The following is a 12,357-nucleotide window of genomic DNA, read 5'->3' on the forward strand; positions in this document are numbered from 1 at the left end:
TGATTCAGGAGATCCCATGAATATCCAGTTCCTTGACGCTGCTGCAGCCGCCCCGGCGCGTCTCGTCGCCCGCTTCGTGAATCAGGATTCGATTCCCGCCGATATCGAACAGGTCCTTGCCGAAGGCGCCAAGGCATCGCGTTTCGCCGGCAAGGCCGGACAGGTCTTCGAAGGGTTCGTAGAGCGTGACGGCAAAGTCGTGCGCGCGGTGCTGGCCGGTATCGGCGCGGCCGATGCGAAAGACCGCAAGGGTGCCGTGGAGCGCGCCGGTGCGGCTGTCGTCGGCAAGTACCTGACCTCGGGCGAGACGGCGCTGACCCTGGACCTGACCGGCGCGGGCCTTTCGGCCGAGGAAGCTGCCGGTGCGCTGCTTGGCGCGGTGCTGCGCGGATGGCGTCTCGACACCTACCGCACCAAGCTGGCCGACGACGCCAAGCCCAGCCTCGTGGACATCGCCGTGATCGGCGCGCCGGAAGGCACCGAGGCGGTCTGGGCGGTCGAGCAGGCGATCGTCGCCGGCGTGTCGTTCACGCGCGAACTGGTGACCGAGCCCGCCAACGTGATCTATCCCGAATCCTTCGTCGCGCGCTGCGAGGCGAAGTATGCAGGCAGCGGCCTCAAGGTCCGCGTGCTCGACGAGAAGGAAATGGCCGACCTCGGCATGGGTTCGCTGCTCGGCGTGGCCCAGGGCTCGGTGCGCCCCGCGCGCCTGCTCGTGCTGGAGTGGCTGGGCGGAACCGCGGGTGAAGCGCCCGTGGCTTTCGTCGGCAAGGGCGTGACGTTCGACACCGGCGGCATCTCGATCAAGCCGGCAGCCGGCATGGAAGACATGAAGTGGGACATGGGCGGCGCCGGTGCGGTGGCCGGCACCATGCTCGCGCTCGCGCTGCGCAAGGCCAAGGCCAATGTGGTCGGCGTCTGCGGCCTTGTGGAAAACATGCCCGACGGCAATGCCCAGCGCCCCGGTGACGTCGTCACCTCGCTCTCGGGCCAGACCATCGAAGTGATCAACACCGACGCCGAGGGCCGCCTGGTTCTCTGCGATGCGCTCACCTGGGTGCAGCGCGAATACAAGCCGGCCAAGGTCGTCGATCTCGCCACGCTGACCGGCGCCATCATCCTGTCGCTGGCGCATGAATATGCGGGCCTTTTCTCGAACAACGACGAACTCTCCGGCCAGCTCAACGCAGCGGGCGACGCTTCGGGTGACCGCCTGTGGCGCATGCCGATGGGCCCGAACTACGACAAGATGATCGACAGCCCGATCGCCGACATCAAGAACGTCGGTCCGCGTTTCGGCGGCTCGATCACGGCGGCGCAGTTCCTGCTGCGCTTCATCGAGAACGACACCCCCTGGGCCCACCTCGACATTGCCGGCACCGTCTGGACCGACAAGCCGGGCGCGACCTGGGACAAGGGCGCTTCGGGCTTCGGCGTCCGCCTGCTCGACCGTTTCGTTCGCGACACCCTCGAAGCGTAAGGCAAAGGCGGGGACACGGCGATGCGCGTGGATTTCTACCAGCTCAGTCGTGACCCCGCAGAAAGCGCGCTTGCGTTGATCGCCGGCAAGGTGGCGGGGAATGGCGAGCGTCTGCTCGTCGTTTCCGCCGACCTCGGCCAGCGCCAGCGGATCTGCCAGGCGCTCTGGTCGGCCGGGCCGGAGAGTTTCCTGGCCAGTGGCTTTGCGGGCGACGGCAGCGAGGATCGGCAGCCGATCCTCATTTCCGACGCGCCCGAACCGGCCAATGGCGCCAGGTTCATGGCCATTGCCGATGGCCAGTGGCGGGAAGGGGACGAGGCTTTCGAGCGCACCTTCTTCCTGTTCGACGAATCGACGCTCCAGCACGCGCGCGACACCTGGCGCGCACTGCGCGGCAGAGAAGGCGTCGAGCATTATTACTGGAAGCAGGACGGCGGCCGCTGGGTCCAGGCGGGGTGATCCCGAGCCGGTAGGCTCTCGCGCCGAAGTTGATCCGGAACGACCGTAAGTTAATCGCCTGCACCTTGCGATGAAGCCGGTTCCCGGCTAGTGGCGCGCGCAAGAACCATAACCCTTTTCGCCCTACAGTTTGCAAGGAACATCCCATGGCGGTTACCCGCACCTTTTCGATCATCAAGCCCGACGCCACCCGCCGCAACCTGACCGGCGGCGTGACCAAGATGCTCGAGGAAGCCGGCCTGCGCGTCGTCGCCTCCAAGCGCATCCAGATGACGCAGGAACAGGCTGAAGGCTTCTACGCCGTTCACAAGGAACGTCCCTTCTTCAACGACCTCGTCTCGTTCATGATCTCGGGTCCCGTGGTCGTGCAGGCGCTCGAAGGCGAAGACGCCGTGAAGCGCAACCGCGACGTGATGGGCGCCACCAACCCGGCCGACGCTGCCGAGGGCACCATCCGCAAGACCTTCGCCGAATCGATCGAAGCCAACTCGGTCCACGGTTCGGACTCGGACGAGAACGCCGCGATCGAGATCGCCTACTTCTTCAAGCCGGAAGAACTCGTCGGCTGAAGCACGCGCTTCGATTGACATTGAAAAGGCCGCCCCAAAAGGGCGGCCTTTTTGTTTCGGGCTTGCCGAACCGCCCGAAAACCAAGGTCCCCGTTCGCAATCGCACCAGCGGCGGAGCTTTGTGCTTTTCGATTTGGCCTATTCCGCTTCTGCGCTAGATTGCCGCCCGGAAGAGGAGAGCAGACATGCAGGGCATGGGCGATACGGGCGAAGTCTGTCCGTTCGAGTTCAATTTCGACGAGAAGACCTTCGAGGTGGGCGACACCGTGAGCTACCGCGTGGGCGGCAGTCTCGAAGGGTTTCCTTTCGTCGGTACGCTGATCGAAGTCCATGACGATTATGTTCTGATCGCGGGGGATCCTCAGGAACCCGAGAAGCGTTACCGGGGCACGCGCGAAAGCCGGCCGCAAGTCGACTATTCCGAGATCTGATGAACCCGAATTCCGAGGGGCCGCCGCTGCCTTGATCTGGCGCAAGGCGGGTTCGGACGAGGGAGACTAGGTCAGGAACACGCCTTCATTCGTTTCGAATCAAAAGGAGAGCCGATGTCACAGGTCCATGGTCACAAGCCCCACGATCTTGCCTCCGAGTTTCCGGACGATCTCGAGATCCTGCGCCATCTCAAGGCGACGCGCGGGCACTTTGCCGTGCTTGCCGACCGCTATGACGAAGTGAACGGCGCGATCCAGCGCGTCGAATCGGAGGTCGAGGCCGCGTCGGATATGCGGCTGGAGGAACTCAAGAAGGAGCGCCTCTGTCTGCTCGACCAGCTTGGCCGGATGATCCGCGATGCAGGGGCCGTCGGCGCCTGAGTTCAGGTCGCAGCAGCTCCTGCCGGAGCCTTCGAAGGATCAGAACTGGTCGGCCGCGTCGATCAGGGTGGTCAGCTTCTTCGGTGCGATCGCCCGCCAGGAACGCGCCAGCCATCCGCCGATGGCATCCCAGTCGTTCTGGCCAAGGTCCAGGCGGATGCCGATCCAGCCGCCGCCGAAATAGGCCGGGCGGAAATAGCGGTCTTCATCCCCCTCGATCAGCATCGCCTGTTCGTCGGGACCGCTGATCTTCACCAACAGCCCCGTGCGCCCGTCGGCGTGGTGATTCGACGTGAAGTAGGCGAACTTCTTGCCCTTGATCACGCCGAAACAGGGCATGCCATGGCTCTGGATCTCATCGGCTTCGGGCAGGGCCATGGCGCGTTCGCGAATGCGTTCGAGCAGCCATTCCGGGCTCGATTCGCGCACGACCAGAGCGGCCAGGCAGCGCGAGTAGAGTTGGTGTTCCGCGATCAGCACACGGGAGGCGAGCGCCTCTGCCGTGTCGCCCGGAACGATCGCGACCGGGATCTGGCCCAGGATCGGGCCTTCGTCCAGCTCGGGAATGACCAGGTGGACGCTGACTCCGCCATGGCTGTCCCCCGCCTCGATGGCGCGCTGGTGGGTGTGGAGGCCGGTGTATTTCGGCAGGAGCGAGGGATGGATGTTGACCATCCGGCCGCTCCACCGGCCCACGAATCCCTCGGTGAGGATGCGCATGTACCCCGCGAGTGCGACCCATTGGGCGCCGGATTCGCGGATGGCCGCGTCCATCGCTGCGTCATGTTCGTCGCGGCCGAGACCCTTGTGGCTCAGCGCGAAAGTGGCGACGCCCTCGGCCGCTGCCAGGGCGAGGCCGCCCGCATCCGGCCTGTTGCTGGCGACGAGGACGATCTCGTAGGGACAGTCCTCGGCGCGGCTGGCATAGAGCAGGGCGGCCATGTTGGTGCCGCTGCCCGATATCAGGACGGCGACCTTTGCCTTCTCAGGCAAGATGGACGGCCTCCCAGTCCTCGCGCGCGGACCAGACTTCAGCGGCGCCCTGCACGGTGCAGCCCTTGTCGCCTTCCTCGATGATGCCGATGACGAAGACGGTTTCCCCGGCGGCTTCCAGCTCGGTCTTGAGCGCGGCGGCTTCTTCGGCCGGCACGGCCAGAACCATGCCGATGCCGCAGTTGAAGGTGCGAGCCATTTCTGCCGGCTCGATATGGCCCTGGGCCTGGAGGAAGGCCATCAGGCGCGGCTGTTCCCAGGCACCGGCATCGATGCGGGCGTGGAGACCCTTGGGCAGGACGCGCGGGATGTTCTCAAGCAGGCCGCCGCCGGTGATGTGGGCAAGGGCGTTGATGCGGCCCGAGCGAATGAAGGGCAGCAGGCTCTTAACGTAGATGCGCGTAGGCGCGATCAGCGCGTCGATCAGCAGCGTGTCCGAATCGAACAGCGCCGGACGGTCGAGCTTCCAGCCCTTGTCCTCGGCCAGGCGGCGGACCAGCGAGTAACCGTTCGAGTGCACGCCCGAGGAAGCCAGGCCCAGCAGCACGTCGCCATCGGCTACCTTGTCGCCGGTCAATTGCTCGCCGCGCTCCACGGCGCCGACGCAGAAGCCGGCAAGATCGTAGTCGCCGGCGGCATACATGCCCGGCATTTCCGCGGTTTCGCCGCCGATCAGGGCGCAGCCGGAGATGCGGCAACCGTCGGCAATACCGGCCACGACGCGCTCGGCGACGCCGTTCTCCAGCTTTCCGGTGGCAAAGTAATCGAGGAAGAACAGGGGCTCCGCGCCCTGGACGATAAGGTCGTTCACGCACATGGCGACAAGGTCGATACCGATGTGATCATGGCGATCATGATCGATGGCGAGCTTGACCTTGGTGCCCACGCCGTCGTTGGCGGCGACCAGCAGCGGGTCCTTGTAGCCGGCCGCGCGCGGATCGAAGAAGCCGCCGAAGCCTCCCAGCTCCGCATCGGCGCCGGGGCGCGCGGTGGATTTCGCGAGCGGGGCGATGGCCTTCACCAGCGCGTTGCCGGCGGCGATGGAGACGCCGGCCTGCTCGTAGGAATAGCTCTTCGGGGTGTTATCGTCGGACATTGCGCGCGCATAGTGCGCAAACGCCCCGCTGTCACGCCCGAGGCACGAATCCGGGCAACAAATCGGGCGGAAACTTTGTCTCCCGCTTTCTTTGACGGCCTTTGTCGGCAGGCTTCCGCCAATTTCCGCGTCGCTCGGCAATACAACTGTGCGAGCCTTCGGATTACGACTTGGTTTTCCGGATCGGTTTGGGCAAAAGGCCCATCGGTTTGATAATGGCGATAGCGTTTTCCCATAATATCCGGCGCGTGGCCGGCAAGGGCCTCACCTGGGGCCTGGCCTTGACCCGTTCGCGCGGCTCCGGCGACGGTTCGGTGCGTCGTATGGCCCTCATGGCCGGCGGTGCCGCGATTCTCGCTGCGGGCGCGGTGGGTGGCTATCGACTCGTGGCGCAAGTGGAGGGCGATCGCGGCATCGCTCCGCTCGCCAACTCCGAAGACATCCAGGTCAACGGCATCAAGGTCGACGTTACCGCCAAGACCGGTGCTGATGCGCGTCTGGAAGGCTGGAAGCAGGCCGAGAAGGAAGCCTGGAAGAAGCTCGGCGGACCGGACATGCCGGTCGAATCGATCGACGCCATGGTTTCCTCGGTCGTGATCGGCCAGGAACAGGTCGGCCCGCGGCGCTACATAGCGACGCTGGGCGTCATCTTCAGCAAGGCGCGCGCAGGACAATATGTCGGCGCGGGCGGGGCGACGATCCGTTCGGCGCCGATGCTGGTGCTTCCCGTGCTCTATTCGGGCGGCGTGCAGCAGGTATTCGAGGTGCGCGGCCCCTGGCAGCGTGCCTGGGCCGAATTCCAGGCTTCGCAGAGCCCCATCGATTACGTCCGCCCGGTGGGCGCGGGCGGAGAATCGCTGATCCTCACGGCGGGGCAGGCATCGCGCCGCAGCCGTCTGTGGTGGCGCAATGTTCTCAACCAGTTCGACGCTGCCGATGTGCTGGTGCCCTATGCCCGGCTCGAACGGCAATGGCCCGGTGGTCCGATCCACGGCACCTTCACGGCGCGCTACGGCCCCGACAACACGTTCCTTGGCACGTTCGAACTCGATGCTGCCAGCGAGCAGGAACTTCCGGCCATGCTGGACAAGGCGGTCCAGCGTATGGACGGCCTCTATCGCGATGCGCTTTCCGGGGGCGAATTGCGGCCTGATGCCACGCTGACGACCAGCGGGCAGGTGCTTGACCGCGCTTTCGCCGAACTGCGGCAGAAGCTGATGCCCAAGGGCGGAGACGCTTTCGCGCCGCTGCCTCTTCCCTCGCAGACGGAGGCGCCCGCTGCGGTGCCGTCGCTGGTGCCCACGGCCCCGGTCGAGACCGTTTCGGTACAGTTCGCCTCGCCTGACGCGGCGGCTGTCGATGCAGCGCTCGCGGCGGTTCGGGGTGTGCCGGGCGTGCGCGGCGCAGCCACGGTCAGCCTGGCCGTCGGCGGCACTTCAGTGATGCGCGTGACCGTCGAAGGCGGCGGCGAGCGGCTCGCTTCGGCTCTGCGCGGGCAGGGCTGGAAGGTGACGAGCGGCGGCGGCGCGCTGAGGATCACGCGCTAGGTCCTCCCGGTGATGAAGCAGATCGCACTTCCGCTGTCGGCCGCGAGCGACAGCCCGCCGCGCATTGTCGTCGGCAATGCCAACGCACAGGCGATCGATGCGCTGTTGGAGCCGGGCACCTGGCCGTTTCACAGCGCCATCCTGTCCGGCCCCCCGCGTTCGGGCAAATCGCTGCTGGCGCGCTGGTTCGTCGAATCGGGCCATGGCGACGCCCTCGACGACGCCGACCGCCTGGATGAGGACATCGTCTTTCACAGCTGGAATCGCGCCCAGGAACGCGCGCGGCCGCTGCTGATCATTTCCAGTCGGCGGCGCGGTTCGGGCGAGGATCGCTGGCAGGTGACTTTGCCGGACCTCGGATCGCGGCTCGGGGCGGCGCTGGAACTGGAAATCGGAGCGCCCGATGCGGAAATGCTGGGCGAATTGATCGACGTCCATGCCCAGATGCGCGGGCTGTCTCTGGATCCTTCTGCAACCGACTATCTTGTACCGCGTTGCGAACGTAGCCATGTGGGCGTCGAAAAACTGGTCGCCGCCATCGACCGTCTCAGTCTGGAGCGCAAGCAGCCGCCGACCCTGGCGATCTGGCGTGAAGCGCTTTCCGAGTTGAAGTGGACGATGGACCTCAACGGCGACGAGCCGAAAGCCTCATGACCTCATGGCTTGCTTTGCGGGCCGATTGATGGGAGATTCGCGCGATGCTGGGTAATCTGGTCCGCTATCTGGACTCTGTGGTCGCGCGTGATCCCGCGCCGCGATCGCGTTGGGAAGTCCTGCTCTATCCGGGCGTATGGGCGCTGTTCTTCCACAAGATCGCGCACCGTCTGTTCCGGGCGGACCTGTTTTTCCTGGCCCGCGTGGTGAACCACATCTCGCGGTTCCTGACCGCCATCGACATTCACCCCGGTGCCACGATCGGCCGTAACTTTTTCATCGATCACGGTTTCACCGTGATCGGGGAAACCGCTATCATCGGCGACAATGTGACGATCTACCAGTGCGTGACGCTCGGCGGCTCGAACCCGACCAACGGCAAGGGCGGCAAGCGGCACCCGACCTTGCTGGACAATGTGATCGTCGGCTCCGGCGCACAGATCATCGGTCCGGTCACGGTGGGCAAGCGGGCCCGCGTGGGTGCCAGCGCTGTCGTTACCGAAGACGTGCCGGAAGGTGCGACCATGATCGGCGTCAAGGCGCGCTCCACGCTCGTCAAGGCGGAGACTTACGCCAAGGAATTCATGCCTTACGGCACGCCCTGCAAGGAACCGTGCGAGCCGGTGGGCAGCCAGCGAGTGGACGAACTGGAAGAGCAGGTCGCGGCGCTCCGGGCGCAAGTGGACACGCTGCTGCGCCGGCTCGAAGAGGAAAAGCAAGTCGAACCGGCCGTGAAGGGTGTCTGACGGGCGGATGTCTTCCATTACCGGGACCGGAAGCGTCGTCGCTTTTCCGGGACGCATTCCGCTTCAGGTGGGGTTCGACCGACTGGAGCTGCAACGCATTCTCGATCTTTACGGCCGCATGGTCGCCGCCGGGATCTGGCGCGACTACGCCATGGATTTCGGCAAGGAAGCGGCGAATTTTTCCGCCTTCCGCCGCGCTGCGGAAAGGCCTCAGGCCCGGGTCGAAAAGCGGCCGTCCCTGCGCAGCAAGCAGGGCATGTGGACGCTGTTCGGAGAAGCCGGCCAAGTGCTCAAGCGCGGTCATGAACTGGCCGGCATTCTCAGCCCGCTGGAGCGCAAGCTGCTCAAGATCGTGGAAGACTGAGCCTTCGAACGATCTTGCGCTGCTGAGGGTTAGGCGAAGGCGTGATGCACGCTCATCTCGGAGGCCTGTGCTTTTGTAATGGCATTGGCGATCAGCAGCAGCGTGGCCCCGGCCACGAGATGGAACCCATAGCCCGTCAGGTCGAGTACGGTGATGGGGCTGGTGATGTCGCCGATGGTGGTGCTGCCGTTGGCGATCAGATTCCCGAGGACCCAGCAGGACCACCAGGCGATCAGCATCCGCTGGGTCCTGGCAGGCTGGTTTTCGTTCGCGAGATGGCTGGCGTTCCACAGTTCGCGCATGGCCTGGAACGGCTTGAACCAGAACGCGAAGGGAATGAAGTACCAGCCCACCGCCATGTTCGGCTTGAACTCCAGCCCTTCGATCCCGGCGGCCAACAGATTGGCATGGGCGCGGTGGACCCAGAGGCAGACAGCGATCACACTGGCGACGAAGCACAGCGCATAGGCCAGTCCCGAGAAGCCGGCTGCCAGAACGAGCGGATGCTCTCCCTCCTGGTCAAGACCTCGGCCGATGACGGATCCCCACAGGATGAGGGTCGCCGCGGTGCAGGCCAGATAAGCACCGATGACGAAGCGCAGGCCGGTTTCCCGTCTCCGCAGCGAGATCAGTCCTCTTTCAAGCTCGTCTGCCTGCATGGCTTCGTCCCCCCGAATATCCAGAGGGGAGGCCGTACAAGAGGCGGTCCTGAGGTCAACCGGCTTTCGCGGATTTAATCCTGCGATTTCAGAAGCATCGACAAGGCGTGATGAGCCTGATCCATTCCCGTTTCGAGGATTCGGTCGCCGCGCCGGTCGGCTATGCGGGGCCAGGCCTGGGCGAACGACTCCACGGACAGCTGTTCCGATGGCAGCAGAACGCCGTCGTTCATGGTCACGAAGGCGCTCTGGCACACGCCGCCGCCGGCGCCAACGATGGCATCGTTGGGTGCGTCCCTGGAAACGAGGAACAGCGCGGCCGGGACGACGGCTTCCGGCCGGAACGCGTGATAGGCTTCATCGGGGAAGATATCGGCCGTCATGCGCGTGCCGGCAGTGGGCGCCAGCGAATTGACCCGGATGTCGTATTTCGCGCCCTCCATCCGCAAGGTCCGCGCCAGGCCGAGCACGCCGAGTTTGGCGGCGCCGTAATTCGCCTGGCCGAAATTGCCGCCGAGGCCGCTGGAGCTGGTGGTCATCAACACGCGCCCGTAGTTCTGCTCCCGCATGATCTCCCACACGGCTTTCGTGGCGAAGGCGCTGCCGAGCAGGTTGACCCGCACCACACGTTCGAAGTCGGCCATGTCCATCTTCGCAAAAGTGCGGTCTCGCAGGATGCCGGCGTTGTTGATGAGGATCTGGATGCCGCCCCAGTTTTCGCGGGTACGAGCGGCCAGGGCCTCCATCTGGGCGAAGTCGGAAACGTCGCCGCCATCGGCCATGGCCTCTCCGCCCAGAGCTTTGATCTCATCGACCACGGCAAGGGCGGCCTCGGAATGGCCCGCGCCGCCGCGATCGGTGCCGAGATCGTTCACGACCACTCTCGCGCCGCGCCGCGCAAGCTCCAGTGCATAAGCGCGACCGAGTCCGTGACCGGCCCCGGTGACCACGGCGACCTGGCCGGCGAAAGAGATGAATTCCTGCATGGAGAAAGAAATGGCAGGTTGCGCGAGGCGCATCAATCGCGACTTTGCGGCCAAACGCGTGATGGCCAAATGCATGGTGCAAGGCGTCTCGGCGCCGCATTTGCGGGGACGACTCTCAAACCTTGCCCCGGCGCGTGTCCGGGGCCATAGGCGCTGTGAAACGAATCTGCGCCGATAAGCGAAAGGCCCTGCGATGAAAGTCCGCGTCCACGTCAGCCTCAAGCCTGGTGTCCTCGACCCGCAGGGCCGGGCGATCCACCACTCGCTCGAAGGCCTGGGCTTCTCCGGCGTCAATGACGTGCGTGCCGGCCGTCTCTTCGAGCTGGACGTTGCAGACACGGTCAGCGACGAAGCCATCGACGACATGTGCAAGAAGCTCCTCGCCAACATGGTGATCGAGAACTACCGCATCGAGAAGGTCGCCTGATGGCCTTCCGCTCCGCTGTCGTCACGTTCCCGGGCTCCAACTGCGACCGCGACCTGGCGGTGGCGTTGGAGAAGATTTCGGGGACCGAATGCATCCGCGTCTGGCACGGCGATGCCGAACTGCCGGAAAACCTCGATTTCATCGGCCTGCCCGGCGGTTTCTCCTACGGCGACTACTTGCGCTGCGGCGCGATCGCGTCGCGTTCGCCGGTGATGCAGGCCGTCGTCGCGGCTGCCAATCGCGGCGTGCCAGTGTTCGGCGTCTGCAACGGCTTCCAGGTGTTGACCGAAAGCGGTCTTCTGCCGGGCGCCCTGCTGCGCAATTCGGGCATTCGCTTTGTCTGCCGCGAAGTCTCGCTCAAGGTCGAGAACGCCCAGTCGCTGTTCACTTCGGGATACGAAGCGGGTCAGCACATTCGCGTGCCGGTGGCGCATCACGACGGCAATTACCATGCCGACGAGGAAACGCTGGACCGCCTTGAAGGCGAGGGCCGCGTGGCCTTCCGCTACGCCGAAGACGTCAACGGTTCGGCGCGCCAGATCGCCGGCGTGCTCAATGCGGCCGGCAACGTGCTGGGCATGATGCCGCACCCCGAGCGTGCGATCGAAAGCATCCACGGCGGCACCGACGGCCGCGCGCTGTTCGAAAGCGCCATTCGCGGGATGGTCGGGGCCTGAGGCTTCCGGATTTATGGGCCATGGTTCGCCATGGCCCATGGTCTCCGCGGATAGGCTCGCTGGGCGTCAGGCTTTCGCTTTGCCGCCGACACCCTTCAGATATTCTTCCATGCCCCGGATGTAATCGGGGTTGAGCATCAGCGCGCTGTTGGCCATGCGCTCGATGTGGCGCGCGCTGTCGCGGCCGACCTCGGCGCTGAGTTCGATGGCGACCTTGGCGGCGCCCATCTGCTCCGGGTTCTGCCTGGCCAGGTGGTGGCAGAATTCCATGACGTCCGCCTCGAACGTCTCGTCTTCATAGACCTGATGGACCAGCCCCATGGTGAGAGCCATGTCGGCGGGTGAGGGCTTGTTCGCCATGATCAGCCAGCGCGCCCAGTGCGGGCCGCAGATGCGGGTGAGGCGCGAGACACCCCCCGAGGCCGGAAGCACGCCGAACAGGCCTTCCGGGAAGCCATAGGCCGCACTCTTCGCGGCAAGGCGGAAATCGCACGAGAGGCTCATCTCCAGCCCGCCGCCGACGCACATCGCGTGATGTGCGACGACGAAGGGCTTCTCGATATGCTCGATCTCGTCCCAGAGCTGCTGCATGTTGTTGAGATTGAGCCGGTGGTTCTCGCGAATGCCGCGCGCGCTGCCGCCGGTGGAGACGGGGGAGACGATGTTCTGGTTGCCGCCGCGCAAGTCCGCCCCGGAGCTGAAATAGCGCCCGGCCGAGCGGATGAGCATGACTTTCAGCTCGGGCGTTTCGCGAAAGCGCAGCACGGCCTCGGTCAGGAGGTCCATCATCTGCCGGCTGATGGCGTTCAGCTTGTCAGGCCGGTTGAGCGTGGCGATCAGGATGCCGTCCACGTCTTCGGTGAGCAGGTGCGGTGCTTCGTCGGTCAT

General features: G+C 65.2%; 16 protein-coding genes. 11 read left to right on the top strand and 5 right to left on the bottom strand.

The features are described 5' to 3' along the window. The first annotated feature begins 16 nt into the window (after positions 1-16). The 5 genes from EDF57_RS00950 to EDF57_RS00970 all read left to right on the top strand — a co-directional run bounded on the left by EDF57_RS00950 (position 17) and on the right by EDF57_RS00970 (position 3,320). Positions 17-1,480: a leucyl aminopeptidase gene (locus tag EDF57_RS00950; protein ID WP_134092786.1), complete on the top strand. Its 1,464-nt coding sequence runs from the start codon at positions 17-19 to the stop codon at positions 1,478-1,480. A gap of 21 nt (positions 1,481-1,501) precedes the next feature. Then, a complete protein-coding gene (locus EDF57_RS00955; RefSeq protein ID WP_134092787.1) occupies positions 1,502-1,939 on the top strand; it encodes a DNA polymerase III subunit chi in 438 nt (145 codons plus the stop codon). 146 nt (positions 1,940-2,085) lie between these two features. Then, entirely contained in the window at positions 2,086-2,508 is a 423-nt protein-coding gene (ndk, locus tag EDF57_RS00960) for a nucleoside-diphosphate kinase (RefSeq protein ID WP_132262441.1), read from the top strand. 185 nt (positions 2,509-2,693) lie between these two features. Beyond that, positions 2,694-2,939, top strand: coding sequence for a hypothetical protein (locus tag EDF57_RS00965; RefSeq protein ID WP_134092788.1), 246 nt, complete (start codon positions 2,694-2,696; stop codon positions 2,937-2,939). Between the two features lie 114 nt (positions 2,940-3,053). Next, positions 3,054-3,320: a DUF465 domain-containing protein gene (locus EDF57_RS00970; protein WP_132262445.1), complete on the top strand. Its 267-nt coding sequence runs from the start codon at positions 3,054-3,056 to the stop codon at positions 3,318-3,320. A 39-nt stretch (positions 3,321-3,359) separates the two neighbouring features. Here the strand turns inward: EDF57_RS00970 and purN are convergent, their stop codons facing one another. Further along, a complete protein-coding gene (gene purN / locus EDF57_RS00975; RefSeq protein ID WP_134092789.1) occupies positions 3,360-4,313 on the bottom strand; it encodes a phosphoribosylglycinamide formyltransferase in 954 nt (317 codons plus the stop codon). Then, complete coding sequence (gene purM / locus EDF57_RS00980) at positions 4,306-5,409, bottom strand: phosphoribosylformylglycinamidine cyclo-ligase (RefSeq protein ID WP_134092790.1); 1,104 nt, start codon at positions 5,407-5,409, stop codon at positions 4,306-4,308. Before purM ends, purN begins: the two co-directional genes overlap by 8 nt. Before the next feature lie 215 nt (positions 5,410-5,624). Here purM and EDF57_RS00985 point away from each other — a divergent pair, with 215 nt between their 5' ends. The 4 genes from EDF57_RS00985 to EDF57_RS01000 are packed head-to-tail and all read left to right on the top strand — an operon-like array spanning position 5,625 to position 8,720. Continuing rightward, positions 5,625-6,956 carry a heavy-metal-associated domain-containing protein gene (locus EDF57_RS00985; RefSeq protein WP_134092791.1) on the top strand — a complete coding sequence of 444 codons (1,332 nt, stop codon included), beginning with the start codon at positions 5,625-5,627 and terminating at the stop codon, positions 6,954-6,956. Between the two features lie 12 nt (positions 6,957-6,968). After that, entirely contained in the window at positions 6,969-7,610 is a 642-nt protein-coding gene (locus tag EDF57_RS00990; protein WP_132262451.1) for an ATPase, read from the top strand. 44 nt (positions 7,611-7,654) lie between these two features. Beyond that, on the top strand, positions 7,655-8,356 hold the full coding sequence (gene epsC / locus EDF57_RS00995) for a serine O-acetyltransferase EpsC (RefSeq protein WP_134092792.1): 702 nt from the start codon (positions 7,655-7,657) through the stop codon (positions 8,354-8,356). Positions 8,357-8,363: 7 nt separating this feature from the next. Then, positions 8,364-8,720 (top strand): DUF2794 domain-containing protein, encoded by a 357-nt coding sequence (locus tag EDF57_RS01000; protein WP_132262455.1) that lies wholly within the window; start codon positions 8,364-8,366, stop codon positions 8,718-8,720. A gap of 29 nt (positions 8,721-8,749) precedes the next feature. Here the strand turns inward: EDF57_RS01000 and EDF57_RS01005 are convergent, their stop codons facing one another. Together EDF57_RS01005 and EDF57_RS01010 are read right to left on the bottom strand one after the other, a co-directional pair. Next, positions 8,750-9,379, bottom strand: coding sequence for a DUF4328 domain-containing protein (locus EDF57_RS01005; RefSeq protein ID WP_134092793.1), 630 nt, complete (start codon positions 9,377-9,379; stop codon positions 8,750-8,752). A 74-nt stretch (positions 9,380-9,453) separates the two neighbouring features. Next, positions 9,454-10,365 (bottom strand): SDR family NAD(P)-dependent oxidoreductase, encoded by a 912-nt coding sequence (locus EDF57_RS01010; protein ID WP_134092794.1) that lies wholly within the window; start codon positions 10,363-10,365, stop codon positions 9,454-9,456. 193 nt (positions 10,366-10,558) lie between these two features. Between EDF57_RS01010 and purS the strand changes: the two genes are divergently transcribed. Together purS and purQ are read left to right on the top strand one after the other, a co-directional pair. Next, positions 10,559-10,792: a phosphoribosylformylglycinamidine synthase subunit PurS gene (purS, locus tag EDF57_RS01015; RefSeq protein ID WP_132262461.1), complete on the top strand. Its 234-nt coding sequence runs from the start codon at positions 10,559-10,561 to the stop codon at positions 10,790-10,792. Continuing rightward, a complete protein-coding gene (purQ, locus tag EDF57_RS01020; RefSeq protein ID WP_132262463.1) occupies positions 10,792-11,469 on the top strand; it encodes a phosphoribosylformylglycinamidine synthase subunit PurQ in 678 nt (225 codons plus the stop codon). The genes purS and purQ overlap by 1 nt, the downstream gene beginning before the upstream one ends. Before the next feature lie 66 nt (positions 11,470-11,535). On the opposite strand, the gene EDF57_RS01025 is transcribed toward purQ, so the two are convergent. Continuing rightward, positions 11,536-12,357 (bottom strand): enoyl-CoA hydratase/isomerase family protein, encoded by an 822-nt coding sequence (locus EDF57_RS01025; protein WP_134092795.1) that lies wholly within the window; start codon positions 12,355-12,357, stop codon positions 11,536-11,538.

It is taken from the genome of Novosphingobium sp. PhB55 (assembly GCF_004368805.1).
GTDB lineage: Bacteria > Pseudomonadota > Alphaproteobacteria > Sphingomonadales > Sphingomonadaceae > Novosphingobium.